This window comes from Rhodococcus sp. YL-1, from assembly GCF_001942025.1.
GTDB classification, from domain to species: domain Bacteria; phylum Actinomycetota; class Actinomycetes; order Mycobacteriales; family Mycobacteriaceae; genus Rhodococcus_F; species Rhodococcus_F qingshengii.
The window spans coordinates 2,480,664-2,505,707 of record NZ_CP017299.1 but is presented as its reverse complement, the minus strand read 5'-3'; the positions used below and the strand labels follow the sequence as shown (position 1 = coordinate 2,505,707).

Below are 25,044 nucleotides of genomic sequence, written 5' to 3'. Positions count from 1 at the left end.
ACCTATACCGCGGTGGTGCCGGTGGTCGAAAAGCTGTGCCAGCCCCCGCCGCTCTCGCGAAGCGAACCGTCGACGCTCACGCCCGAACCGGCGGCAACCTCACCGATCACGATCCAACCCGACGGAATCTCGACCTCAGGCCCGAAAGTTGCTGCGAATCCGTGATCTTCACCACCGGAGAGGATCCAGTCCAGCGGATCGACGTCGAGCGCCTCGGCCGCCGATGCGACATCGGGTGAGGTCGGAACCGCAGCCGAGAAGATGTCGAACCGCGCGTGCGAGGCCTCTGCGAGATGTCGAAGATCCGCGATCAATCCGTCGGACACGTCCGTCATGGAATGTGCTGATTCTGCGGCGTCCCATGCCGATTGATACGGAGGATTCGGAACGCGATGGGAGGCAAGCAAATCTGGAAAGTTTGCGGGCTTGTCGAGCAGTACGGCTTCGTCGAGCAGTAGTGCCAACCCTGCTGCCGAGCAACCGAACAACCCGGCGACCGCGATCTTGTCACCGATCTTTGCTCCCGAACGCAGAACTGCCGCACGGCCACCGAGATCGCCGAGCACGGTCACCGACACCACGATCACCGGTGACTGGACCAGGTCACCGCCGACCACACCGGCACCCAGATCGGTTGCCGCGTCCCAGATTCCCGCGGAGATTGCGTCGACCACGTCGACGGGTGTCGAAGGCGGGCACCCCAGAGACACCGTGAAGGCCGTCGGCCGCGCTCCCATCGAGACCACATCAGCAGCGTTCTGTGCCACTGCCTTCCGGCCGATGTCGCGTGGTGAAGACCAATCCATTCGGAAATGTCGACCTTCGACCAACATGTCGGACGAGACAACCACACGGCCGTCTCCGGAAGTCACGATGGCGGCATCGTCACCCGGCCCCAATTCAGTGGTGACCGGTTGGATTCGGCCGAGAAGTGATCGCGCGATCACGTCGAACTCCCCCACCTGCTCGACAGTGGGCTCCGACCCGAACTCCGATGATGCAGCGAACTCCGATGATGCAGTGAACTCCGACGATGCGATGAGTCTCTCCAATGCCGACGCAATTCGCTCGTAAGCGGCCTGCGGTACCTTCTAGCTGTGGTCGTGAATGCTTCTGCAAGCTCACGCGTGTGTCGGCAATCCTACCGATTCACCGACATGCTCTCAGAAGTGACAAGACCGCTGATCGACTGGACCAGGACCCGAGCGAAGAACTGAGCATGGCAGAAAACACCTCCACCGCAGACAACGCCGACATCGACCCCGACGGCGACGACGATCCGTCAGAGCGCCGCAGTCCGGCGCTGATCGCCACCGCCATCGCACTCCCGGTAGCCCTGATCGTCGGAGTAGTGATCGCGGCCGTCGTCGCGGGAAACAACCCTGAACTCTCGCCGGTTGCATTGGGACCCGTACCGGCACCGGCAGCGGAGTCGCCGGCCTGCGTTTCCCTTCTCGGCGCGCTCCCCGACAAGATCGACGACTTCACGAAAGCCGAATTGGTGGAACCTGCTCCGGCCGGTGCGGCAGCGTGGCAGCGCAGCGAAGGAGAGCCGATCGTCTTGCGCTGCGGACTCGACCGTCCGTCCGAGTTCGACCAGGCTGCAGCACTACAGGTCGTGAACGGTGTCCAGTGGTTCCAGGTCTCGGGAACCGACATCGGTTTGGCGGCGAGCACTTGGTTTGCCGTAGACCGCGGTGAATACATCGGTATCACGATCCCCGACGGGACCGGTCCGACGCCGATTCAGGAAATCTCCGACACCATCACGGCGACCCTCGAACAGAAGCCTCTCGACCCGGCGCCGGTCGCGGTTCCCTGATCAGCGAAGGCCGGTGCCGCGAGCGACGGCGGTGTCGACCAGAGTCGAAATCAAAGTGCGGTAATCGATTCCGGTGGCGTTCCACATCTTCGGGTACATCGAGATGGAAGTGAACCCGGGCATCGTGTTGATCTCGTTGATCACCGGGCCGTCAGCCGTGACGAAGAAATCGACCCGCGAGAGTCCCTGGCAATCGAGTGCCTTGAACGCGCGGACAGCAAGCTCCCTGATCTGGTCGCTCACCGACTCGTCGAGTTTCGCGGGGATGTCGAATTCACAGACGTCGTCGAGGTACTTGGTGTCGAAGTCGTAGAACGCGTCCGAATCGGCGTCGGAATCCGGCATCCGGATCTCGGCGACCACACTCGCCTTGACGTCGCCGTTCGGGAATTCGAGGACGCCGCATTCCACCTCGCGGCCGATGATCGCGCCTTCGACGATCACCTTGGGATCATGCAGGCGTGCATGAGCGATCGCCCCGTCCAGACCGTCCCAATTGCTCACCCGAGTGATGCCGATGGACGAGCCTCCACGAGCGGGCTTGACGAAAACCGGAAGGCCCAATTCCGCCTTCTGCTCTTCGGTCAGCGTTGCGGTTCCCGGTCGAAGCACGACCTGCACTCCAACGGGAAGTCCTTCAGCAGCAAGAAGCTTCTTCGTGAACTCTTTGTCCATGCCGGCGGCGCTGGCCAGAACTCCGGGTCCGACGTACGGAACCCCGGCAAGTTCGAGCAGACCCTGAATCGTGCCGTCTTCGCCGTAAGCCCCATGAAGAACGGGGAACACGACGTCGACCGACGCGAGCACAGCACCGGCGTCGGAGCCGTCGAAGGAGATGACCTCGCCCTCGCGGGTGGGGTCCGCGCTGAGGACCACCGACGTTCCGTCTTTGTCGACCGACGGCAGCGCGCGCCCGCTGATCGCGAGGGAACTGGGGTCGCTCGAACCGAGCACCCAGGAACCGTCGACAGTGATGCCGATCGGTACGACGTCGTACCGATCGGGGTCGAGGTTGCTCAGGACGCTTCCGGCGGAAACACAGGACACTGAATGCTCATTGCTCCGGCCACCGAAGATCACGGCCACGCGGGTACGACTGCTGTTCACGCGTCAAACCGTACCGCCGAATCGACTGCGGCACGCGATCGGGCCGGACCGATTTCGTCGACCCGGCCCGTTTACGCGTCGAGTGCGCGCTCGATGTCGGCCAGGAGATCGGCGGTGTCCTCGATGCCACAAGCGATTCGGACAAACCCCGCACTGACCGGATCGCCCCAGCGCGCACGGCGATCCGCCGTCGTGTGGATCCCGCCGAAGCTGGTAGCAGCCGTGACGAGAGCGCTCGCTTCGACGAACGAGTGGAATGCCTGAGCCGAATCCAACTCGACGCTCACCAGTCCACCGAATCGATTCATCTGACCGGATGCCGTTGCATAGGACGGGTCACCGCGAAGGCCGGGGTAACGAACGGACCGGACTGCTTTGTGATCTACCAACATCTCGGCAAGCGCCAGCGCGTTGTCGCACTGACGCCCGAATCGCAGGCCTGCCGTGCCGAGGCTCCGGTGCGCAAGCCACGTCTCGAAGGGGCCGAGCACCGTTCCCGAGAGAAGTCGCTCACGCTCGATTCGCCGACTCACTGCCGCATCGGAGGTGGCGACGTAACCCATCAGGAGGTCACTGTGCCCGCTGAGAGCCTTGGTACCGCTGGCCACCACGACGTCGGCACCCAATTCGAGCGGGCGCTGACCCAGCGGTGTCGCGGTCGTGTTGTCGACGATCAGCAGCGCACCCGAACGGTGGCACACGTCGGCGAGCACGCGAAGGTCGACCACGTCCAGCACCGGGTTGGACGGCGTCTCGGCGACGACGACCACACGGCCCGGTGACGCGTCGAGCAGATCTACGAAGCTCGCGTCGCCCATCTGCAGAGTCGAAACCTCGCGAACGGTGATTCCCAACGGCGCGAGGCGCTCGTTCGCGTACAACCGCACTTGGTAGTACCCGTCCGAGGGCACGACGACGGTATCCCCCGCGACGAGGACGCTGCGCAAGGTAGCGGTGATCGCGGACATCCCCGATCCCATGACGAGGGCGTGGTCCGCTCTCTCGAGCGCCGCGAGCGCGGATTCGAGTCCGCGCCAACCCGGGTTCGACGCACGTGCATAGGTATCGGACTCGGAACCTTCGTCCGCCGAAAGTTGGTACGGCGCAGCGAATATCGGGCCCAGTTGCATGGGCTGACCCGCGGCGTGTTCGCGCGCGACGGCGCTCACGCTGCGCGTCGAATCCCCGTAATCCTCGAAGCGACCCACACCGATTTCACTCATTCCGGCTTCGTCCGGCGTCCGAGCAACTGACCGATCGCATCGCTGACGGCCATGCCTTCGTGGCACACCCGGTGGACCGCGTCGGTCAACGGCATCTCCACGTCGTATCCGGCAGCGAGTGCGCGTACCGACGTGCACGACTTCACGCCCTCGGCGACCTGACCGTTGGTTGCCTTCTGTGCCGACTCCATCGACCCGCCTCGTCCGAGCCGCTCTCCGAACGTCCGGTTTCGCGACAACTCGGACGTGCAGGTCGCTACCAGGTCACCGACACCCGCCAAGCCTGCAAGAGTCGACGCCTTGGCGCCGAGCGCAACGCCGAGACGAATCGTCTCGGCGAGCCCACGGGTGATGATGCTGGCGACCGTGTTGTCGCCGAATCCACTGCCGGCGGCCATGCCGCAGGCCAGCGCGATCACGTTCTTACACGCACCACCGATCTCGCATCCGATGACGTCGGAGTTGGTGTACGGCCTGAAATAGCCGGTAGCACAAGCATCCTGGAGAGCGAGGGCACGCGAGGAATCCGAACAGGCGATCACCGTCGCCGCGGGTTGCCCGCCGGCGATCTCGTGTGCAAGATTCGGGCCCGAGAGCACCGCGACGCGCCCCGGTTCCACGCCGGTCACCGACACGATGACCTGGCTCATGCGCATGAGCGTCCCGGTCTCGATTCCCTTGGCCAGACTCAGCAGAGTCGCATCGGGCCCGATCGAGCCTTTCCACTGCTCCAGGTTTGCTCGTAGCGACTGCGAGGGAACCGCAAGCACGATGAAGTCAGCACCTGCCATCGCCTCCTCGTGGTGGTGGGTCGCGCGAATCGACGAAGGCAAAGCAATGCCTGGCAGATAGTCGCTGTTCTCGTGCGTGGTGTCGATGCGCTTCGCGACCTCTTCACGCCTGGCCCACATCGTCACGTCGGTTCCGGCCTCGGCCATCACCTTCGCCAACGCCGTTCCCCACGAACCTGCGCCCAATACAGCTGCCTTACTCACACGCTCACCCCGTCTACCCGGCGAAGCGGGTCGCCGCCAGAAAAATCGTCTGCACAGAGTATCGCCTGTGGTGCACTGCGGTGGGCAGCCGCGGACACCGAGCGTGATGACTGGCAAGATCGAGGGATGGACAGCGCGGAACCCCCGTACCCACACGCCGTGGAGACACCGCATGCGCGCACGGAGATCGAACGCCCCATGCATGCGATAGTGGCCGTCAAGTCCTTGAGATCGGCCAAGTCCCGCCTCGCGGGCGAACTCGACTCGGACGCGCGTGCAGACCTCGTGTTGGCCATGCTTCACGACACCCTCGCCACAGTTGCAGCCGTCTCGGCCATCGACAGCGTCACAGTGGTCACCCCAGACCCCACCGTTGCCGCCCTTGCATATTCCGTCGGCGTGACGGTCTACGCCGATCCAGCTCCCGACGGCGCCCGAACCAACGGCGCAACACCGCGCACGGAGGAAACCCTCAACGCGGCGTTGAGTGCAGCGGCCGCCGATATCCGAGCCAAGCGCGGAGTGGTCGACCTCGTTGTGCTGCAAGCCGACTTGCCCGCCATGCAACCGAGCGAACTGACGGAGGCCGTGGCCGCGGCCCGAAGCGGCGGACGTTCAGTCGTCGTCGATCACCACGGCACCGGCACTTCCGCATTGTTTGCGTGCGGCGAAAGCGCGCTCGACCCTCGGTTCGGGCCGGAATCCGCACTTGGACATGCCAATTCAGGTGCTCGTCCACTCAACGGCCAATGGCCGGGACTGCGCACCGACGTCGACACCCATGCCGATCTCGGCACTGTGCGAGCACTGGGAGTAGGCCCCGCGACATCGGCTTCGTTGACCAGACTCAAGGCCACGCCGTCGAACAGTCGATGAATTTTCTTTCATCGATTGTCGGACCGCGCGATTGTGGGGGATGATCGACGAGTGAGCAATGGCGAAGCACTCGAAAACCGTATTTCCGAAGACCAGTCGGACGGAGACCACAGCTCCGGCCGCCACGAGAACGGCGCGGCCACCTCGCCGCGATCTCAGGCCGTCGCGGTCGCCACCAACATCCCGGGCGCTCCCCCTGCAGCTACCAAGGCAGAGCTACCCGAATTGCTCGTCGGACTTCCCGAGGATCGTTACCTCAACCGCGAACTCAGCTGGCTCGATTTCAATGCCCGTGTTCTCGCATTGGCTGCCGACGAGTCACTGCCGTTGCTCGAACGCGCAAAGTTCCTCGCCATCTTCGCTTCCAATCTCGACGAATTTTTCATGGTCCGGGTCGCCGGACTCAAGCGCCGCGACGAGACGGGACTGTCGGTCAGGTCCGCCGACGGCCTCTCCCCACGCGAACAATTGGCGCTCATCGCGCGTCGCACCCAGGAACTCGCTGACAAGCACGCACACGTGTTTCTCGACTCGGTCCGCCCTGCCCTGGCGGCAGAAGGCATTTCAATCGTTCGATGGGCCGACCTCAGTGCCGACGATCACGGCCGGCTCTCGGCGCATTTCCACGAGCAGGTCTTCCCGGTACTGACGCCGTTGGCAGTCGATCACGCCCACCCGTTCCCCTACATCAGCGGACTGAGCCTCAACCTCGCCGTGACAGTGAAGGACTCCGTCACCCGCGGCGAACACTTCGCTCGCGTCAAGGTTCCCGACAACGTCGGCCGGTTCGTGCGAGTCAAGAGCACGACATCTTCGTCCACCATCGATTCTTTCCTCCCGATGGAAGAACTGATTTCGGCTCATCTGGACGTGCTGTTCCCCGGAATGGAAATCGTCGAACATCACGCTTTCCGAATCACACGCAACGCCGATTTCGAGGTCGAAGAAGATCGGGACGAGGATCTGCTGCAGGCACTCGAACGTGAATTGGCGCGTCGTCGTTTCGGTTCACCCGTTCGCCTCGAAGTTGCCGACGACATGACCGAGCACATGCTCGAACTGCTTCTGCGTGAACTCGACGTCGATCCGGCCGACGTGATCGAGGTTTCCGGTCTCCTCGACTTGTCCTGCCTCTGGCAGGTTTACGCCGTCGACCGCCCCGCTCTCAAAGACGCTCCGTTCGTCCCGGCGACGCATCCGGCGTTCGGTGAACGCGAGACTCCGAAGAGCGTGTTCTCGACCCTGCGCGAAGGCGACGTGCTCGTCCACCACCCATACGACTCGTTTTCCACAAGCGTTCAACGCTTCATCGAACAGGCCGCCGCCGACCCGCAGGTGCTCGCGATCAAGCAGACCCTGTACCGCACTTCCGGCGACTCCCCCATCGTCAATGCACTGATCGACGCCGCCGAAGCGGGCAAGCAGGTTGTCGCGCTGGTGGAGATCAAGGCCCGCTTCGACGAGCAGGCCAACATCAAGTGGGCACGCAAACTCGAGCAGGCCGGCGTTCACGTCGTCTACGGTCTCGTCGGTCTCAAGACTCACTGCAAGACGTGCCTCGTCGTCAGACGAGAGGGCTCGACCATTCGTCGTTACTGCCACATCGGCACGGGCAACTACAACCCGAAGACCGCGCGCATGTACGAGGACGTCGGATTGCTCACCGCAGCACCGGAGATCGGTGCAGACCTCACCGACCTCTTCAACTCGCTGACCGGATACTCCCGAAAGACGAGCTACCGCAACCTTCTCGTAGCGCCGTACGGGGTTCGCCGCGGGATCATCGAGCGGATCGACAACGAGATCGCGCACAAGCTCGCAGGCCGCGATGCCGGTATCCGCTTGAAGGCCAACGCATTGGTCGACGAGCAGGTCATCGACGCGTTGTACCGCGCATCCAAGGCCGGTATCCCCGTCGAGATCGTGGTCCGCGGAATCTGCGCGCTCAAGCCGGGCGTTCCCGGCCTCAGCGAAAACATCGAAGTACGTTCCATTCTCGGACGCTTCCTCGAACACTCGCGAATGTTCCATTTCCGCTCGGCCGACGAATTTTGGATCGGCAGCGCAGACATGATGCACCGCAACCTCGATCGCCGCGTCGAGGTCATGGTGCAGGTCAAGGACCCGAAACTGTCGAAGCAACTCGGTGACATCTTCGACTCCGCGCTCGATCCCCGAACTCGCTGCTGGGTACTGCATCCGGACGGGAGTTGGGTCGCTGCCCCCGAACGCGGTGAGGACGTACGTGAGCATCAACAGTCGTTGATGCGCAGCCGCACCGCCAGCGGGTCTTGACGGGCTCGGATCACACAATGAACGACAAGCCGGTCAAAGCCAACATCTTTGCCGCAGGCGCGGTTCTGTGGCGGAAGGCTCCTCAGGATCCTTCCGCCATCGAGATCGCCGTCGTACATCGACCGAAGTACGACGACTGGTCATTCCCCAAAGGAAAGCTCGATCCCGGCGAGACCTTCTTGACCGCAGCAGTTCGGGAGGTCCGCGAAGAGACCTCGATCACCGGACGTTTCGGAAGGCACCTCGGTGGCGTGACGTACCCGATCCCGGGACATCGCAAACTCAAACGGGTCGAATACTGGTCGGCCGAAGCAGTGGACGGAGATTTCGGGCCGAATAGCGAAGTGGATGTTCTCTATTGGCTTCCGGTCACCGAGGTCGCCGATCATCTTTCCTACCCGATGGATCGAATGATTCTTCGCCGCTTCGTTTCCCTTCGGCCTGACACGAAAACGGTATTACTCGTCCGCCACGCAAAAGCTGGAAGCCGTAAGCGATACAAGGGCGACGACAATGTGCGTCCACTCGACGCCAAGGGCAAAGAGCAATCCGCCGCCTTGGTCGAACAGCTGAAAATCTTCGGAGCCGATTCGGTTTTCGCGGCTGACCGTACGCGCTGCATCGACACTGTGATGCCATTGGCGGAGGCATTGGGTGTAGAGATTTCGACGGAACCTCTTCTGACCGAAGAAGGTTACGAGGCCGATCCCGACGCCGCCAGGGCGCGTGCGCTGCAGATCGCCGCACTGGAGGGCACTCCCGTAATCTGCAGCCAAGGAGGCGTCATCCCCGATTTGATGCGCTGGTGGGCTGATACGGCCGGTGTAACACTGCCCTCGGCGCGCAACCGTAAGGCGAGCACTTGGGTGCTCTCGTTCCTCGACGGCCGTCTGGTAGCCGCGGATCACCTCGACAGCCCGCTCCCCAAAGTCGCCAACTCCTGAGGGATTTGGACCAACCGACACTCAGCTCGATTCGGTAGTTTTGCAAAGCACTGAAACACAGGAGAATTCACACTTCTCCCAGACAGCAAAAAAGAGGTGCAGCCGCGGATCTGATCCGCGGCTGCACCTCTTTGTCTTACGGCATCGGGTTTTTCACCCGAACGCGACTACTTTGCGCGCTTGGCCGGAGCCTTCTTGGCCGGAGCCTTCTTGGCTGCGGTCTTGGCGGGAGCCTTCTTGGCCGGAGCCTTCTTGGCCGGAGCCTTGGCTGCGGTCTTGGCCGGAGCCTTCTTGGCGGGAGCCTTGGTGGCAACCGTCTTCTTGGCTGCGGTCTTGGCCGGAGCCTTCTTGGCGGGAGCCTTGGTGGCAACCGTCTTCTTGGCTGCGGTCTTGGCCGGAGCCTTCTTGGCGGGAGCCTTCGCGGCAACCGTCTTCTTGGCTGCGGTCTTGGCCGGAGCCTTCTTGGCCGGAGCCTTCTTGGCTGCGGTCTTCTTGGCAGCAGCCTTCTTGGCTGCAGCCTTGGTGGCCGGTGCTGCTACGCCACGCTTGACTGCCGGGCCGGTGGCCGGAAGCTTCTGTCCACCAGCGATAACAGCCTTGAACTGCGCACCCGGACGGAAAGCCGGAACCGACGTCGGCTTGACCTTGACGGTCTCGCCCGTACGCGGGTTGCGTGCAACACGTGCTGCACGACGACGCTGCTCGAAGACTCCGAAGCCGGTGATGGTCACGCTCTCGCCACGGTGGACGGCGCGGACGATGGTGTCCACGACGTGCTCCACTGCGTCGGTCGCTGTGCGCCTGTCCGAACCCAGCTTTTCAGTCAGAACATCGATGAGCTCTGCCTTGTTCATTGAAATTCCTCCGCTAATTGTGGTCCACCGTCGGACCGACTGAGAACCACGGTAAACCTGATAACGGCAAGAGTCTATGTGCCACGCCAATTCTCATTCAACGTGACTGCGAAATGGTGACCTATTTCTCTTCCCGCGCGGAGTTGCGGATTTCGGTTCAGCCCTGCGAAATTCGGGCTGGAAGGGTAGTCGGTTTCCATGAAGGCCTTGACTTTTCGAACTCGGAAATCGCGTCTACCTGCCGCAATGTCAGTCCGATGTCGTCGAGACCCTCCAGCAGACGCCACCGTGTGTAGTCGTCAATATTGAACGGCACCACCGTAGTTCCGGCGCTGACGGTCCGATTCTCGAGATCTACTGTCAATTCCAGTCCGGGCTGCTCTTCGAGCAACTTCCAGAGCAATTCGACGTCGCTCTGCTCGACCTGTGCCGCTACGAGACCGGCTTTTCCGGCGTTTCCGCGGAAGATGTCGGCGAACCGGGAAGCAATGACGACCCGAAATCCGAAGTCGGAGAGAGCCCACACGGCATGCTCACGCGAAGAGCCCGTGCCGAAATCGGGACCGGCCACGAGAACGCTTCCCTTGTCGTACGGAGCCAGATTCAGAATGAAGTTGGGGTCGGTACGCCAGCCTGCAAACAGCCCGTCCTCGAATCCGGTGCGCGTCACCCGTTTCAGGTACACGGCAGGGATGATCTGGTCGGTATCGACATTCGAGCGTCGCAGCGGGACGCCGATACCCTTGTGCGTGGTAAAGGATTCCATCGAAATTCTCCTCGAGATGGTAAGTGGGTCAGACCAGATCGGCCGGTGCCGAGAGCGTTCCGCGGACCGCCGTGGCAGCCGCGACGAGCGGGGAAACCAGATGAGTCCGGCCGCCTTTACCCTGTCGGCCTTCGAAATTCCGGTTGGACGTCGATGCCGAACGCTCGCCGGGAGCAAGCTGGTCAGGGTTCATTCCCAAGCACATCGAGCAACCGGCCTGGCGCCATTCAGCCCCTGCCGCTGTGAAGATTTCACCGAGACCTTCGCTTTCGGCTTGAGCCCGCACCCGCATCGAGCCGGGAACGATGAGCATCCGAACGCCCTCTGCCACATGGCGACCCTCGAGCACCTCCGCCACTGCGCGCAGGTCTTCGATGCGTCCGTTGGTGCACGAACCGACGAACACGGTGTCGACAGAAACATCCCGAAGCGGCATACCGGCGTCGAGACCCATGTAGGTGAGCGCCTTCTCGGCTGCCTGACGCTCGCTCTCGTCGACGATCAGTTCGGGATCAGGCACACGGTCGCCGAGCGGCGCACCCTGTCCCGGATTGGTTCCCCACGTGACGAAAGGCGTCAATGCGCTTGCGTCGATGTGAACCTCGTTGTCGAATTCCGCGCCCTCGTCGGTCTTGAGCAACTCCCACGCGGCGACGGCTTCGTCCCACTCTGCGCCGGACGGTGCATGCGGACGGCCCTTGATGAACTCGTAAGTGGTCTCGTCCGGTGCGATCATGCCCGCGCGGGCTCCGGCCTCGATCGACATGTTGCAGATGGTCATACGAGCTTCCATCGACAGTTTGCGAATGGCCTCGCCGCGGTACTCCAGTACGTAGCCCTGGCCGCCGCCGGTGCCGATCTTGGCGATGACTGCGAGGATCAAGTCCTTGCTCGTGACGCCGGGAGGCAGCTCGCCGTCGACCGTGATCGCCATGGTCTTGAAGGGGCGCAACGACAATGTCTGCGTTGCCATCACATGCTCGACCTCGCTGGTGCCGATTCCCATTGCGAGCGCACCGAATGCGCCGTGCGTCGACGTATGACTGTCGCCGCACACCACGGTGGTTCCGGGCTGCGTCAGGCCGAGCTGCGGTCCGACCACATGCACGATGCCTTGGTCGAGATCGCCCATGCGGTGCAAGCGAACTCCGAACTCCTCGCAATTTCGGCGCAAGGTGTCGACCTGAGTCTTGGACACAGGATCTGCGATCGGCTTGTCGATGTCGATCGTCGGAACGTTGTGGTCCTCGGTGGCAATCGTCAGGTCGGGACGGCGCAACTGGCGTCCCGCCAGGCGAAGTCCGTCGAATGCCTGGGGGCTCGTCACTTCGTGAACGAGGTGGAGATCGATGTAGATGAGGTCGGGATCCTGCCCCTCCCCTTTCACGACAACGTGGTCGTCCCACACCTTCTCGGCGAGAGTGCGTGCTTTCTGTGCCATGTCTTCCACCTCTGTACGTAGCCTCGCGTCGGCGGACTACGGGCTGGCCCGCCGCGCGTGAAGTAGGTCCCCAGCCTTCACAGCAGATGCAGACTGTCCCGAGGAAATGCGCTATCCCTCCAGGAAATGCGGTAGCATCCCACTATGCGAGAAACTGGTATCGACCTATGAGACAGCATAGCGGCATCGGCGTCCTGGACAAAGCAATGGGCGTGCTTCATGCAGTAGCTGAGGAACCGTGCAGCCTCACCGAACTCTGTGCACGAACCGGTTTGCCGCGCGCGACCGCCCATAGACTCGCCGTCGGTCTCGAAGTCCATCGACTCCTCACTCGCGACTCGGACGGTCAGTGGTGCCCAGGGCCCGGACTCGCCGAACTCGCTGCCACCGCTAATGATCCACTCATTGCTGCGGCCGGACTCATCCTCCCCCGCCTTCGCGAAATCACCGGCGAAAGCGTCCAGCTGTACCGCCGCGAAGGCACACAACGCATCTGCGTCGCGTCGATGGAACCACCGACCGGCCTGCGTGACACGGTGCTCGTCGGAGCCCGACTGCCGATGAACGCCGGATCCGGCGCCAAGGTCCTTCTCGCATGGGCAGATCCACAAACCCAACGGACCGTCCTCGCCGATGCATCCTTCGGCGAACGAGTGCTGCTCGAGGTTCGCCGGCGCGGCTGGGCACAGAGCGCGGCCGAACGTGAGCCCGGTGTCGCCAGCGTCGCGGCTCCCGTCCGCGACTCGGCAGGCGCTGTCATTGCCGCGATTTCGGTCTCCGGCCCCATCGATCGGATGGGTAGACGACCGGGAGCTCGCTGGGCGGCGGACCTTCTCGCAGCTGCCGAAGCGCTCCACAAGCGTCTGTAATTCGTGACACAGTAAGGCCTTCAGATCCTCGAGCACGTAGGAGTGCGACGCGACCATGGCAGGAAAGCAGCGTAGTCAGATCACGATGACCGAGGCCGAAATCTCGAGCTTCGTCGAAAAGAGCCGTACGGCAACGATGGCGACGTTGAGCGCCGACGGAATGCCTCACCTGATCGCGATGTGGTTCGCGATAGTCGACGGCGAAATCTGGTTCGAGACCAAAGCCAAGTCGCAGAAGGCCGTCAATCTTCGCCGGGACGCCCGAATGTCCGTCCTGATCGAAGACGGTCAGACGTACGACACGCTCCGAGGAGTCTCGATGGAGGGTACCGGGGTCATCGTCGAAGATCCGGAAGCCCTCTTCGCTGTGGGAATCAGCGTCTGGGAGCGATACACGGGCCCGTACACCGACGATCTCCGCCCGGCCGTCGGCGCGATGCTCCACAAGCGCGTCGCGGTACGGTTCGTTCCCGATCGAACTCGTTCGTGGGATCACCGCAAGCTCGGGATGCCTGCGATGCCTCTTTCCGGCTCTACCGCACCGCCGCCGCAGCCCTGAGATTCGTGAGCGGAAAAATCACGAGCAATCGAATTCGGGCCGGCGTAGTTTCACCAACAGGCCCAACAACAAGGAGTGAGCATATGAGCGATCTCGACAGCAACACCCCGTCCGAACCCGAATCCCAATCGGAGGAAACCAAACGAAAGTTCCGTGAGGCCCTCGAACGGAAGAATCATCAGAACGCCAAATCGACCGACCATCGCGACGGACAGTCCAAGGTCCACAACACGCATGGCCCGGCCGATCACAAGCGAGAGTTCCGCCGCAAGAGCGGATAACCGGTCGCGGACAACAGAGTGAGATGACGATCACCCCCAGTCGAATTCGACTGGGGGTGATCGTTTTTCGCATCGCCGGAAACATTTTCCGCACATACGAAAAGACCCCCCGACCAATGATCGGAGGGTCTTTCCTTTGTAGCCCCGACGGGATTCGAACCCGCGCTACCGCCTTGAGAGGGCGGCGTCCTAGGCCGCTAGACGACGGGGCCAGAACACGCTTTTAAACGTGGTATTTCAGTCTTGCTGTTGGATGCTCAGCAAGCTTAGCTTGTCTGAGTCCGGCCACAAAATCGACCGGATTTCCGCTGGGGTACCAGGACTCGAACCTAGAATGGCGGTACCAGAAACCGCTGTGTTGCCAATTACACCATACCCCAAGGTCTTGCTCACCAGCCTTGCTCGATCCGCTTCGCTGTTGTGCTCGGCGGCTCGTCTCCGGCCGAAAAGAAGATTACCAGTACCCCTGCCCCAAATACCAAATCGTATGGTCACAGGAGGTTTTTGCTTCATTTTCGGCCGGAAGACCGTCCGATCTAGGCGGTTACCGCTGCCCTACCGGCGCGCAACCGAGCGAGCGAGACCTCACGACCGAGCAATTCCATCGACTCGTACAGCGGAGGGCTGATGTGAGAGCCCGTGATCGCGACCCGAACCGGAGCGAAGGCCTTACGCGGTTTGAGCTCCAGATCCTCGATGAGGGCCTTCTTGAGTGCTTCCTCGATACTGGCCGCCGACCACTCTGAGATGGCATCGAGCGCCGCAAGAGACGCGTCCAGAACCGGACCGGCATCTTCCTTCAAGTTCTTTGCCGCCGCGGCCGGATCGAGAGCAAACGACGCCTCGTCGACGAACAGGAATTTCAGCAGATCCCACGCGTCGGACAGGACGACGATGCGCGTCTGCACGAGGTCCGCCGCAACAGTGAACGTCGCTTCGTCGACGTCGGCGCCGATGTGTCCGTGCTCCACCAGGAACGACTTCAGACGACCTGCGAAGTCGGCCGGCTCGAGCAGACGAATGTGCTCGGCATTGATCGCGTCGGCCTTCTTCTGGTCGAAGCGGGCAGGATTGGAGTTGACCTTGGAGACGTCGAAGGCCGCAACCATCTCGTCGAGCGAGAAGACATCGTGATCGTCGGCGATGCTCCACCCGAGCAGAGCCAAGTAGTTCAGCAATCCCTCGGGAATGAAGCCCCGATCGCGGTGGATGAAGAGGTTGGACTCGGGATCGCGCTTGGAAAGCTTCTTGTTGCCCTGACCCATCACGAAAGGCAAGTGCCCGAACGACGGTGTGAAATCGGCGACACCGATACGAATCAATGCCTCGTACAACGCGAGCTGACGCGGAGTCGAGGACAGCAGATCTTCGCCGCGCAGTACATGGGTGATCTTCATCAACGCGTCGTCGACCGGGTTGACCAAGGTGTACAGCGGAATGCCGTTGCCGCGAGTCAGCGCGAAGTCCGGAACGGTGCCTGCCTTGAACGTGGTCTCGCCCCGCACCAGGTCGTTCCAGGTCAGATCGTGATCGGGCATCCGGAGGCGGACGACGGGCTTGCGCCCCTCGGCGATGTAGGCAGCGCGCTGCTCGTCGCTGAGCTCGCGATCGAAGTTGTCGTATCCGAGCTTCGGATCGCGTCCGGCCGCCTTGTGTCGCGCTTCGACCTCCTCGTTGGTCGAGTAGGACTCGTAGGCCTCGCCCGCGGCCAGCAACTTGGCAACAACGTCGAGATGCAGGTCGCGACGCTCGGACTGGCGATACGGTGCGTGCGGCCCACCGACCTCCGGGCCTTCGTCCCAATTGAGCCCCAACCAGCGGAGGGCGTCGAGGATGGCCTGGTAGGACTCTTCACTGTCGCGCTGCGCATCGGTGTCTTCGATACGGAACACGAATGTGCCGCCGTGGTGTCGTGCGAATGCCCAGTTGAACAAGGCGGTGCGCACCAAACCCACGTGCGGGGTTCCGGTGGGTGACGGACAGAAACGGACGCGTACTTCGCTGTTGGTCATGGCTCACTTGGCTCGGCGATGATGGATGGTCGTACTACAGGTTAGTCCGGCAGCCCTTCCTCCATCCGGCCGATCACTTACCCGGCAGGACGTTGATGCGTGTCATGTCGCCGTCGTAGTAGGCCAGCAGTCGCTTGTCCATGACCTTTCGCCACAGCGGCGGCACCCACGCGCAGACGATCATGACTGCGTAACCCGCTGGAAGTTGCGGCGCTTCGGCCGCACTTCGCAGGCTCTGGTACCGCAGACGCGGATTCGCGTGATGGTCGCTGTGACGCTGAAGTTGATAGAGGAACAGATTGCTGACGACGTGGTCGCTGTTCCAGCTGTCCTCGGGCGAGCACCGGACGTACGAGCCGTCAGGCCGCTTCGCACGTAGCAAGCCGTAGTGCTCGAGATAGTTGGCGGTCTCGAGGAACGTGAAGCCTGCAATTGCCTGAACGGCGAGCCACGGCGCAATTTCCCAGCCGAACGCGGCGATCAGACTGCCGAACAGAACCACACTCATCGCCCACGCGTTCAGGATGTTGTTGCGGTAACTCCACGTCCGTCTCCCCTGACGCCTCAGACGAGCGCTTTCGATCCGCCATCCCGAGCGCAGGCCGCCGATGACGCTGCGAGGCAAGAAGAACCAGAAGTTTTCCTTGTACCGCGAGCTGGCCGGATCCTCCGGCGTCGCGACGCGGACGTGGTGACCATGGTTGTGTTCGACGTAGAAATGGCCGTAGAAGGACTGCGCGAGCGCTACTTTCGCGAGCCACTTCTCGAGCTTCTCACTCTTGTGCCCCAACTCATGCGCCGCGTTGATCCCCACACCGGCAACCACGCCGGCAGTCATCGCGAGCGCGAACTTCTCCCCCGCCGCCATCGGCGCGTTCACCCAACACCACGCGACGAACACCAGCCCGACGTATTGGAGGGGCAGGAACAAGTACGTGCACCAGCGGTAGAAACGATCCTCTTGCAATTCAGGGATCGCTTCGTCCGGTGGGCTGTTACCGTCCTCGCCCGCCAGGAGATCGATCAGGGGAATGACGATGACGATCAGCCACGCCCCGATGGCCCAGAAGAGCCCGAGACTGAATTTGTCGACCAGGAACCACGCAGCGAACGGGCTGAGAGGAACCAGCAAACCCAGTGGCCACAGGTAGCGCTTCTTGTCTCGCCACACCGGCCGCTGCCCGTTCCGCGCTTGCCCTGCCGCTGTCCGGGAGGCTTCCGCGAAGGTCGTCATGTATCACCACGTTTCTGCGCAATCCACTCGATTGCCCCATCGGCTTCTATCCAGTTATCGGTCACCCTACTGCTCAGCGTTACATTTCAGGGAATTTGGTCTGTTACGGGCCGCGACAGCAAACCGTGGGGCGAACTCTCCCAACCTGGCCAAATCCGACATAACGCCAGGAGGATCAGAAGCGAAGCTTCGCCTGGGTCATGAAACCCGCAGGTCAGTCCCGGAGCCTGATTTCTTCGAGTCGGTAGGCAATCCCGATCACCCCACTGGCGATAGTTACCATCTTGCAACTTTTCTGCGACAGACACCTCTCGACCTCACACCACGACGGAGGCCCCATCCGGTTGGATGGGGCCTCCGTCGTGGTGTGACTGAACGAACCGGGTCAGGATCAGCTCTTGGCGGTCACCGGGTTCGTGAGAGTGCCGATCCCCGAGACCGTGACCGACACGGAATCGCCGTCGACGATCGGGCCTACTCCGGCGGGGGTGCCGGTGAGGATGACGTCGCCAGGCAAGAGAGTCATCACCGCCGAGATCCACTCGATGATCTTCGGAATGTCGTGGAGGAGAAAAGCCGTGCTGCTGTCCTGCTTGACCTGGCCGTTCACCTCGGTCTTGATGTCGACGTCGGACGCATCCAGACTGGTTTCGATCCAGGGGCCGAGTGGGCAGAAAGTGTCGTGGCCCTTCGCGCGCGTCCACTGCCCGTCGTGACGCTGATGATCTCGCGCCGACACGTCGTTGGCGATCGTGTAACCGAGGACCACGCTCAACGCCTTCGCCGCCGGAACGTCCTTGCACGGTTGACCGATGACGACCGCGAGTTCACCCTCGAAGTGCACCTCGTTCGAGGTGGGAGGCAAGACGATCGGGGCACCCGGGCCAACTATGGACGTGTTCGGCTTGAGGAAGATCACGGGGTCCGCGGGAGCCTCTCCGCCCATCTCCGCGATGTGATCTGCATAATTCTTGCCGATGCAGATCACCTTGCTGGCGAGAATCGGAGCCAGCAGACGAACATCGGCGAGCGGCCAACTTCGGCCGGTAAATGTGGGGTTCCCGAACGGGTGCTCCGCAATTTCCTTGGCGACGAGGGCATCCTCTTCACCTTCGATACTGACGAACGCAACACCATCGGGACTGGCAATTCGACCAAGACGCATGCCGGCCAGTCTATCGGGGTGCCGGAAACGACTGACGCGCGCAAGCCGAATGGCTTACGCGCGTCAGTCCCGTGAAAGAATTCCTTACAGCGCTGCAGTGATCCGGTCGCCGATCTCCGTGGTGGAGATGGGACCTTCGCCGCGGGTAGCCAGGTCGGCAGCGACCACAGCCTCGACCCGAGCGGCGTCGTCCTCGCGTCCGAGATGGCGAAGAAGCAGTGCGGCCGAGAGGATCGCGGCGGTGGGATCAGCGATTCCCTTGCCGGCGATGTCCGGAGCACTGCCGTGAACGGGCTCGAACATCGACGGGTTGGTACCCGAGGCATCGATGTTTCCGCTTGCGGCCAAACCGATGCCACCGGTTACGGCGCCGGCGAGGTCGGTGATGATGTCACCGAAGAGGTTGTCCGTGACGATCACGTCGAAGCGCGACGGGTCGGTGACCATGTAGATCGTGGCCGCGTCGATGTGGCAGTACGCGGTTTCTACGTCCGGGAACTCGGCACCGACGGTCTCGATTGCACGCGTCCAGATTGCGCCCGCGTTGGAGAGCACGTTGGTCTTGTGAATCAAGGTGAGGTGCTTGGACCGGGTCTGCGCCAAGGCAAATGCGTAACGCACCACGCGCTCGGCACCGAACCAGGTATTGATCGACACCTCGGTCGCGATCTCGTGATCGGTGCCGACGCGGATCGCTCCACCGTTTCCGGTGTACGGACCCTCGGTGCCTTCACGAACCACGACGAAGTCGATCTCCGGCTGCGCCGCCAACGGCGACAGCGCACCCGGATACAGCTGTGCGGGGCGAAGATTCACGTGATGATCGAGCTGGAAGCGCATGTTCAGCAGCAGACCACGCTCGAGGATGCCGGGTGCGACGATCCGCGGATCACCGATGGCGCCCAACAGGATTGCGTCGTGCTGACGAATCTGGTCCAGCTCGTCGGCCGGAAGCAACTCGCCGGTGGCGTTGTAGCGACGGGCACCGAGATCGTATTCGGTGGTTTCCAGATCCGGAACCAACTTGCCGAGCACCTTGAGCGCTTCGGCTGTGACCTCGACGCCGATTCCGTCACCCGGAATGACCGCAAGCTTCATGGAGTCCTCATCTCAGTAGAACTGTGCGCCTTTATCAACCGCGGGCGGTTGATAAAGGCGCACAGCAAAAACAATCAGGAAAGGTCGACCTGGGCGACGCGAGCGTCGAGCTGCGAGACGATTGCCTCGACCTCGGCGTCACCGACGACGCGATCGACGCGCAAGATGACAGTTGCGCCTTCGCCTTCGGCATCCTGGCTCAGTGCTGCTGCGAGGATGTCGACGCCCGCGTTTCCGAGGACGGTGCCGAGGACACCGAGAACGCCCGGGCGATCGCTGTAGTGAACGACGATGTTGTGGCCCTCGGCGCGCAGGTCGAAGCTGCGTCCGTTGATGTTGACGATCTTCTCGACCTGCTGCAGACCGGTGAGTGCGCCCGTGACCGACGTGACCGTGCCGTCCGCGGCAACTGCACGCACCTCGACCGCGCTGCGGTGAGCAAGAGCCTCCGAGTGCTTCTCGACCGACACGGTCACGCCGCGCTGCTCGGCCAGTGCCGGAGCGTTGACGAACGTGACGGCCTCATCGCTGCTGGCGGAGAACACGCCGCGCAGTGCAGCCAGGCCGAGGATGTCGACGGTTTCGGCAGACAGCTCGCCGGTGGCGACAACCTGCACGGTCTGCACAGCTTCGGGCGACAACGTCGCAGCGAGAAGACCGAGCTTGCGGACGAGCTCGAGCCACGGAGCAACTTCTTCGCCCACGGGGCCGCCGGAGACGTTGACAGCCTCGGGAACGAATTCGCCTGCCAGAGCGAGGAGAACACTCTTGGCCACGTCGATGCCTGCGCGGTCCTGAGCCTCGGACGTCGATGCTCCGAGGTGCGGGGTGACAACGACGTTGTCGAGCTCGAAAAGCTTGGAATCGGTGCACGGCTCGGTGCTGAACACGTCGAGACCGGCGCCTCGGACCTTGCCGGAGACGAGTGCGTCGTAGAGCGCATCTTCGTCGATCAGACCACCGCGAGCGGCGTTGACGATGATGACGCCGTCCTTGGCCTTGGCGAGGCGCTCGGCGTTGATCAGGCCGGCCGTTTCCTTGGTCTTGGGCAGGTGCACGGAGATGAAGTCGGCGCGCTCGACGAGCTCGTCGATGGTGACCAGTTCGATGCCGAGCTGCGCTGCGCGCGCTGCGGGCAGGTAGGGGTCGTACGCGATGATCGTGGTCTCGAACGCAGCGAGACGCTGCGCGAAGAGCTGGCCGATGCGGCCGAGTCCGACGACACCGACGGTCTTGCCGAGGATCTCGACACCGTTGAACTTGCTTCGCTTCCAGGTGTTCTCACGCAGAGTCTTGTCTGCTGCGGGAATCTGGCGAGCGGTCGACATGAGGAGCGCGACAGCGTGCTCGGCAGCGGAGTGAATGTTGGAGGTCGGTGCGTTGACGACCATCACGCCGCGCTCGGTGGCTGCGGGGATCTCGACGTTGTCCAGGCCGACACCGGCGCGGCCGATGATCTTCAGCTTGGTGCCGGCAGCCAGAACCTCGGCGTCGACGGTAGTGGCGGAACGGACGAGAATCGCGTCGGCCTCGGGTACCGCGGCGAGCAGCGCCGGGCGGTCGGGTCCGTCGACCCAACGCACCTCCACACCGTCACCGAGCGCCTCGACTGTGGACGGCGCGAGCTTGTCGGCGATCAGAACAACGGGACGGCCAGGCTGGCTCACGTGCAAACTCCCTGATTAGGTGGGTGTGAAGGTGGTTTAACCACCGATAGTTTAGTGCGCGCTCACTTGGAATCCACAACGCGGTAGGCAATACCACATAGTGGACACATTCGCGGGCAAATTCTCGACGGAATATGAATCCGGACTCAGACGACCCGGAAAACGACTCCGGCCCAATGCCGCGCTGGTTCAACGTAATTGAACCGGCGCGGCATCAGGCCAGTGGAGACGTGGAGCGTGAATCTGCGAATTACGCGGTTTCGGTGATCGGACGATCGACCCAGCTCATCAGGTCGCGCAGCTTCTTGCCGGTGACCTCGATGGGGTGCTCGGCGTTGGCCTTGCGCAGGCCCTCGAGCTCGGTGTTGCCGTTCTCGACGTTGGCAACCAGACGACGGGTGAACTCGCCGGACTGGATGTCGGCCAGGATCGCCTTCATGCGCTCCTTGGTGTCGGCGTCGATGACGCGCGGGCCGGAGAGGTATCCACCGAACTCAGCGGTGTCGGACACCGAGTAGTTCATGCGGGCGATGCCACCCTCGTACATGAGGTCGACGATGAGCTTGAGCTCGTGCAGAACCTCGAAGTACGCCATCTCGGGTGCGTAGCCGGCCTCGACCATGACCTCGAAACCGGTCTTGACCAGTTCCTCGGTGCCGCCGCAGAGCACGGCCTGCTCGCCGAAGAGGTCCGTCTCGGTCTCTTCCTTGAACGTGGTCTTGATGACGCCTGCGCGGGTTCCGCCGATGCCCTTGGCGTAGGACAGAGCAAGAGCCTGGCCTTCACCCTTGGGATCCTGGTCGATGGCGATGAGCGCGGGAACGCCCTTGCCGTCGACGAACTGACGACGCACCAGGTGGCCGGGGCCCTTGGGGGCGACCATGCCGACGGTGACGAACTCCGGAGCCTTGATCAGGTCGAAGTGAATGTTCAGGCCGTGACCGAAGAACAGCGCGTCGCCGTCCTTGAGGTTCGGCTCGATGTCATTGGTGAAAATGCTCGCCTGCGCGGTGTCAGGTGCGAGCACCATGATGACGTCGGCCCACTCGGAAACCTCTGCCGGCGTACCGACCGTCAGCCCCTGCTCTTCAGCCTTCTCACGCGACTTCGAGCCTTCCTTGAGGCCGATGCGCACATCGACGCCCGAGTCACGCAGGCTCAGCGAATGGGCGTGGCCCTGGCTTCCGTAGCCGATCACAGCAACCTTGCGGCCCTGAATGATCGACAGATCGGCATCGTCGTCGTAGAACATCTCGACTGCCACAGTTCTCAACCTCTCCTTGGATTTTTACGTGTCTAAAAGTACTAGCGGGTGGCCGTGATCGACTTCGGCCCTCGACCGACTGCCACGACCCCGGACTGAACGATCTCCCGGATACCGTACGGATCAAGCATCCGCAGCAGTGCATCCAGCTTGGACCGAGTACCGGTCGCCTCGATGGTGACGGACTCCGGAGAGACGTCGATCACCTTGGCGCGGAACAGGTTCACCGTTTCGATGACCTGCGTGCGCACGCTTGCATCAGCGCGCACCTTGATGAGCACGAGCTCGCGAGCGACGGATGCTTCACCGTCCTGCTCGACGATCTTGATGACGTTGATCAGCTTGTTGAGCTGCTTCGTCACCTGCTCGAGAGGGAACTCGTCGACCGTGACGACGATGGTCATACGTGAGATCTCGGGGATCTCGGTTCCGCCCACCGCAAGGGATTCGATGTTGAATCCGCGGCGGGAGAAAAGTGCGGAGACGCGAGCCAGCACGCCTGGCTTGTCCTCGACGAGAACACTGAGGGTGTGACTGGTGCTCACTTCTGATCCTCCCCTGTGCCCGCGGCGGGTCCGGCTTGCTCGCGTGACATGGCTTCGTGGATGACGGCGGGCTCGGCAACTGCCTCGTCGTCGTCGAACAGCGGCCGGATGCCCCGGGCCGCCATGATTTCGTCGTTGCTCGTTCCGGCAGCGACCATCGGCCACACCTGTGCGTCGGCGGTGACGATGAAGTCGATCACGACAGGCTTGTCGTTGATGGACTGCGCCTCACGGATCGCAGCTTCGACATCTTCTTCACGCTCGACACGAATTCCGTGGCAGCCCAATGCTTCTGCGAGCTTCACGAAGTCCGGGATGCGGATGGCGCCGTGCGTTCCGAGGTTGGTGTTGGAGTAGCGCTCTTCATAGAAGAGTGTCTGCCACTGGCGCACCATGCCGAGGTTGCCGTTGTTGATGAGGGCAACCTTGATCGGAATACCTTCGAGTGCGCAGGTTGCGAGTTCCTGATTGGTCATCTGGAAGCAGCCGTCGCCGTCGATCGCCCACACCTCGGTGTCGGGCATACCCATCTTGGCGCCCATGGCTGCGGGAACCGCGTACCCCATGGTGCCGAGCCCGCCCGAGTTGAGCCACGTGCGCGGCTTCTCGTAACCGACGAACTGCGCGGCCCACATCTGGTGCTGACCGACGCCGGCGCAGTAGATGGCATCCGGTCCGGCGAGCTTGCCGACGGTCTGGATCACGTACTCCGGGCTCAGCTGACCGTCGGTGGGACGGTCGTAGCTCAGCGGGTACGTACGACGGATGTCATTCAGGTACGCCCACCACTCGGTGAGGTCGAACGTGGTGCCCGTGGCCATGTCGGCACGGATCGCCTCGATGAGTTCGGTGATGACCTCTTTGCAGTCGCCCACGATCGGGACGTCCGCGTAGCGGTTCTTGCCGATCTCGGCCGGGTCGATGTCGGCATGGATGACCTTGGCGTCGGGCGCGAAGGAATTCAGCTGACCGGTCACGCGGTCGTCGAAACGCGCACCGAGGGTGATCAGTAGATCGCTACGCTGCAGAGCGGCGACTGCGGCAACGGTGCCGTGCATTCCCGGCATACCGCAGTTGAGGTCGTGACTGTCCGGGAACGCGCCGCGGGCCATCAGCGTGGTGACGACGGGGATACCGGTCAGCTCGGCCAATTCGAGCAACTCCGGCGAGGAGTCGGACTTGATGACGCCGCCACCGACGTACAGAACCGGCGACTTGGCGTCGGCGATCAGACGTGCAGCTTCACGAACCTGCTTGCCGTGCGGCTTGGTGACCGGGCGGTAGCCCGGCAGACGCATCTCCGGCGGCCACGAGAACGTGGTCTGCGACTGCAGGATGTCCTTGGGGATATCGACCAGGACAGCGCCGGGGCGACCGCTGGCCGCGAGGTAGAAGGCCTCGGCCATGATGCGCGGGATGTCGATCGCGTCGGTGATCAGGAAGTTGTGCTTGGTGACCGGCATCGTGATGCCTGAGATGTCGGCTTCCTGGAAGCCGTCGGTACCGATCAGCGAGCGCGCCACCTGCCCGGTGATCGCGACGATCGGAACGGAGTCCATCTGCGCGTCGGCCAGCGGCGTGACCAGGTTGGTCGCACCGGGACCCGAGGTGGCCATGCAGACGCCGACCTTGCCGGTCGCCTGGGCGTAACCGGTGGCAGCGTGGCCTGCACCCTGCTCGTGGCGCACGAGCACGTGGCGGACCTTGACCGAATCGAAGAGTGGGTCGTAAACCGGGAGCACGGCACCGCCGGGAATGCCGAATACCGTGTCGACCTCGAGCTCTTCGAGGGCTCGAACCACAGACTGCGCGCCGGTTACCCGCTCAGGCGGGAGCTGGCGACGGTTGGCCGTCTGGGTTGCGGCAGCCGCGGTTGTCGGGCTCGGTGTCCCTGACTTGCGCGGCGTGGGTTGAGGCCGTGCTGTTGGTGCGCTCACTGGGAAATCCTCTGATTCTGGCTCCGGGCAACAAAAAACCCCCGTCAGCATCTGCTGAGCGAGGGTGGCGCGTCGTTATCTGGTGAGTTG

22 protein-coding genes and 2 tRNA genes are annotated in these 25,044 nt (G+C 62.7%); 7 read left to right on the top strand and 17 right to left on the bottom strand.

Translation table 11 applies throughout. From position 1 onward, the window contains the following. Positions 1–2: 2 nt before the first annotated feature. Positions 3–1,052 carry a thiamine-phosphate kinase gene (locus BH682_RS11735; RefSeq protein WP_190287599.1) on the bottom strand — a complete coding sequence of 350 codons (1,050 nt, stop codon included), beginning with the start codon at positions 1,050–1,052 and terminating at the stop codon, positions 3–5. A 77-nt stretch (positions 1,053–1,129) separates the two neighbouring features. Between BH682_RS11735 and BH682_RS11730 the strand changes: the two genes are divergently transcribed. Continuing rightward, the gene (locus BH682_RS11730) at positions 1,130–1,822 is read left to right on the top strand and encodes a DUF3515 domain-containing protein (protein WP_003942765.1); all 693 of its coding nucleotides are present in this window, start codon (positions 1,130–1,132) and stop codon (positions 1,820–1,822) included. On the opposite strand, the gene BH682_RS11725 is transcribed toward BH682_RS11730, so the two are convergent. From BH682_RS11725 to BH682_RS11715, 3 genes are all read right to left on the bottom strand, one after another. After that, positions 1,823–2,929, bottom strand: coding sequence for a D-alanine--D-alanine ligase family protein (locus BH682_RS11725; RefSeq protein ID WP_042450837.1), 1,107 nt, complete (start codon positions 2,927–2,929; stop codon positions 1,823–1,825). 71 nt (positions 2,930–3,000) lie between these two features. Beyond that, positions 3,001–4,152, bottom strand: coding sequence for a cystathionine gamma-lyase (locus tag BH682_RS11720; RefSeq protein ID WP_054831444.1), 1,152 nt, complete (start codon positions 4,150–4,152; stop codon positions 3,001–3,003). Next, on the bottom strand, positions 4,149–5,147 hold the full coding sequence (locus BH682_RS11715; RefSeq protein WP_030535420.1) for an NAD(P)H-dependent glycerol-3-phosphate dehydrogenase: 999 nt from the start codon (positions 5,145–5,147) through the stop codon (positions 4,149–4,151). The genes BH682_RS11720 and BH682_RS11715 overlap by 4 nt, the downstream gene beginning before the upstream one ends. A 126-nt stretch (positions 5,148–5,273) precedes the next feature. On the opposite strand from BH682_RS11715, the gene cofC reads away from it, so the two are divergent. The 3 genes from cofC to BH682_RS11700 are packed head-to-tail and all read left to right on the top strand — an operon-like array spanning position 5,274 to position 9,262. After that, positions 5,274–6,023, top strand: coding sequence for a 2-phospho-L-lactate guanylyltransferase (gene cofC, locus BH682_RS11710; RefSeq protein ID WP_080552786.1), 750 nt, complete (start codon positions 5,274–5,276; stop codon positions 6,021–6,023). 51 nt (positions 6,024–6,074) lie between these two features. Then, on the top strand, positions 6,075–8,318 hold the full coding sequence (locus BH682_RS11705) for an RNA degradosome polyphosphate kinase (RefSeq protein ID WP_003942685.1): 2,244 nt from the start codon (positions 6,075–6,077) through the stop codon (positions 8,316–8,318). Positions 8,319–8,335: 17 nt separating this feature from the next. After that, entirely contained in the window at positions 8,336–9,262 is a 927-nt protein-coding gene (locus BH682_RS11700; protein WP_058038612.1) for a bifunctional NUDIX hydrolase/histidine phosphatase family protein, read from the top strand. Positions 9,263–9,429: 167 nt separating this feature from the next. Here BH682_RS11700 and BH682_RS11695 read toward each other — a convergent pair whose 3' ends face one another. The 3 genes from BH682_RS11695 to leuC all read right to left on the bottom strand — a co-directional run bounded on the left by BH682_RS11695 (position 9,430) and on the right by leuC (position 12,332). Continuing rightward, positions 9,430–10,116 carry an HU family DNA-binding protein gene (locus BH682_RS11695; protein ID WP_047271271.1) on the bottom strand — a complete coding sequence of 229 codons (687 nt, stop codon included), beginning with the start codon at positions 10,114–10,116 and terminating at the stop codon, positions 9,430–9,432. A gap of 157 nt (positions 10,117–10,273) precedes the next feature. Beyond that, positions 10,274–10,882, bottom strand: coding sequence for a 3-isopropylmalate dehydratase small subunit (gene leuD / locus BH682_RS11690; RefSeq protein WP_003944724.1), 609 nt, complete (start codon positions 10,880–10,882; stop codon positions 10,274–10,276). A gap of 28 nt (positions 10,883–10,910) precedes the next feature. Further along, on the bottom strand, positions 10,911–12,332 hold the full coding sequence (gene leuC, locus BH682_RS11685; protein WP_003944727.1) for a 3-isopropylmalate dehydratase large subunit: 1,422 nt from the start codon (positions 12,330–12,332) through the stop codon (positions 10,911–10,913). A gap of 158 nt (positions 12,333–12,490) precedes the next feature. Here leuC and BH682_RS11680 point away from each other — a divergent pair, with 158 nt between their 5' ends. The 3 genes from BH682_RS11680 (at position 12,491) to BH682_RS11670 (ending at position 14,032) form a co-directional block, all read left to right on the top strand. After that, complete coding sequence (locus BH682_RS11680) at positions 12,491–13,192, top strand: IclR family transcriptional regulator (protein ID WP_007729342.1); 702 nt, start codon at positions 12,491–12,493, stop codon at positions 13,190–13,192. A gap of 55 nt (positions 13,193–13,247) precedes the next feature. Beyond that, positions 13,248–13,751, top strand: coding sequence for a pyridoxamine 5'-phosphate oxidase family protein (locus BH682_RS11675; protein WP_075832937.1), 504 nt, complete (start codon positions 13,248–13,250; stop codon positions 13,749–13,751). 83 nt (positions 13,752–13,834) lie between these two features. Beyond that, positions 13,835–14,032, top strand: a complete 198-nt coding sequence (locus BH682_RS11670; RefSeq protein ID WP_007729345.1) for a DUF5302 domain-containing protein — start codon at positions 13,835–13,837, stop codon at positions 14,030–14,032. A 139-nt stretch (positions 14,033–14,171) separates the two neighbouring features. On the opposite strand, the gene BH682_RS11665 is transcribed toward BH682_RS11670, so the two are convergent. From BH682_RS11665 to BH682_RS11620, 10 genes are all read right to left on the bottom strand, one after another. Beyond that, a tRNA-Glu gene (locus BH682_RS11665) sits at positions 14,172–14,244 on the bottom strand. Positions 14,245–14,340: 96 nt separating this feature from the next. Further along, a tRNA-Gln gene (locus BH682_RS11660) sits at positions 14,341–14,412 on the bottom strand. Positions 14,413–14,568: 156 nt separating this feature from the next. Beyond that, positions 14,569–16,044: a glutamate--tRNA ligase gene (gene gltX / locus BH682_RS11655; protein WP_003944712.1), complete on the bottom strand. Its 1,476-nt coding sequence runs from the start codon at positions 16,042–16,044 to the stop codon at positions 14,569–14,571. Between the two features lie 73 nt (positions 16,045–16,117). After that, a complete protein-coding gene (locus tag BH682_RS11650) occupies positions 16,118–17,278 on the bottom strand; it encodes an alkane 1-monooxygenase (protein WP_030535413.1) in 1,161 nt (386 codons plus the stop codon). A 391-nt stretch (positions 17,279–17,669) separates the two neighbouring features. Beyond that, a complete protein-coding gene (locus BH682_RS11645) occupies positions 17,670–18,443 on the bottom strand; it encodes a fumarylacetoacetate hydrolase family protein (protein WP_003944722.1) in 774 nt (257 codons plus the stop codon). An 84-nt stretch (positions 18,444–18,527) separates the two neighbouring features. Then, positions 18,528–19,541 (bottom strand): 3-isopropylmalate dehydrogenase, encoded by a 1,014-nt coding sequence (locus tag BH682_RS11640; protein WP_003944691.1) that lies wholly within the window; start codon positions 19,539–19,541, stop codon positions 18,528–18,530. 74 nt (positions 19,542–19,615) lie between these two features. Then, complete coding sequence (serA, locus tag BH682_RS11635) at positions 19,616–21,208, bottom strand: phosphoglycerate dehydrogenase (RefSeq protein WP_003944758.1); 1,593 nt, start codon at positions 21,206–21,208, stop codon at positions 19,616–19,618. A gap of 250 nt (positions 21,209–21,458) precedes the next feature. Beyond that, the gene (ilvC, locus tag BH682_RS11630; RefSeq protein ID WP_030535412.1) at positions 21,459–22,460 is read right to left on the bottom strand and encodes a ketol-acid reductoisomerase; all 1,002 of its coding nucleotides are present in this window, start codon (positions 22,458–22,460) and stop codon (positions 21,459–21,461) included. Positions 22,461–22,513: 53 nt separating this feature from the next. Next, complete coding sequence (gene ilvN / locus BH682_RS11625) at positions 22,514–23,017, bottom strand: acetolactate synthase small subunit (RefSeq protein ID WP_003944718.1); 504 nt, start codon at positions 23,015–23,017, stop codon at positions 22,514–22,516. Further along, on the bottom strand, positions 23,014–24,954 hold the full coding sequence (locus BH682_RS11620) for an acetolactate synthase large subunit (protein ID WP_030535411.1): 1,941 nt from the start codon (positions 24,952–24,954) through the stop codon (positions 23,014–23,016). Before BH682_RS11620 ends, ilvN begins: the two co-directional genes overlap by 4 nt. Positions 24,955–25,044 lie beyond the last annotated feature (90 nt).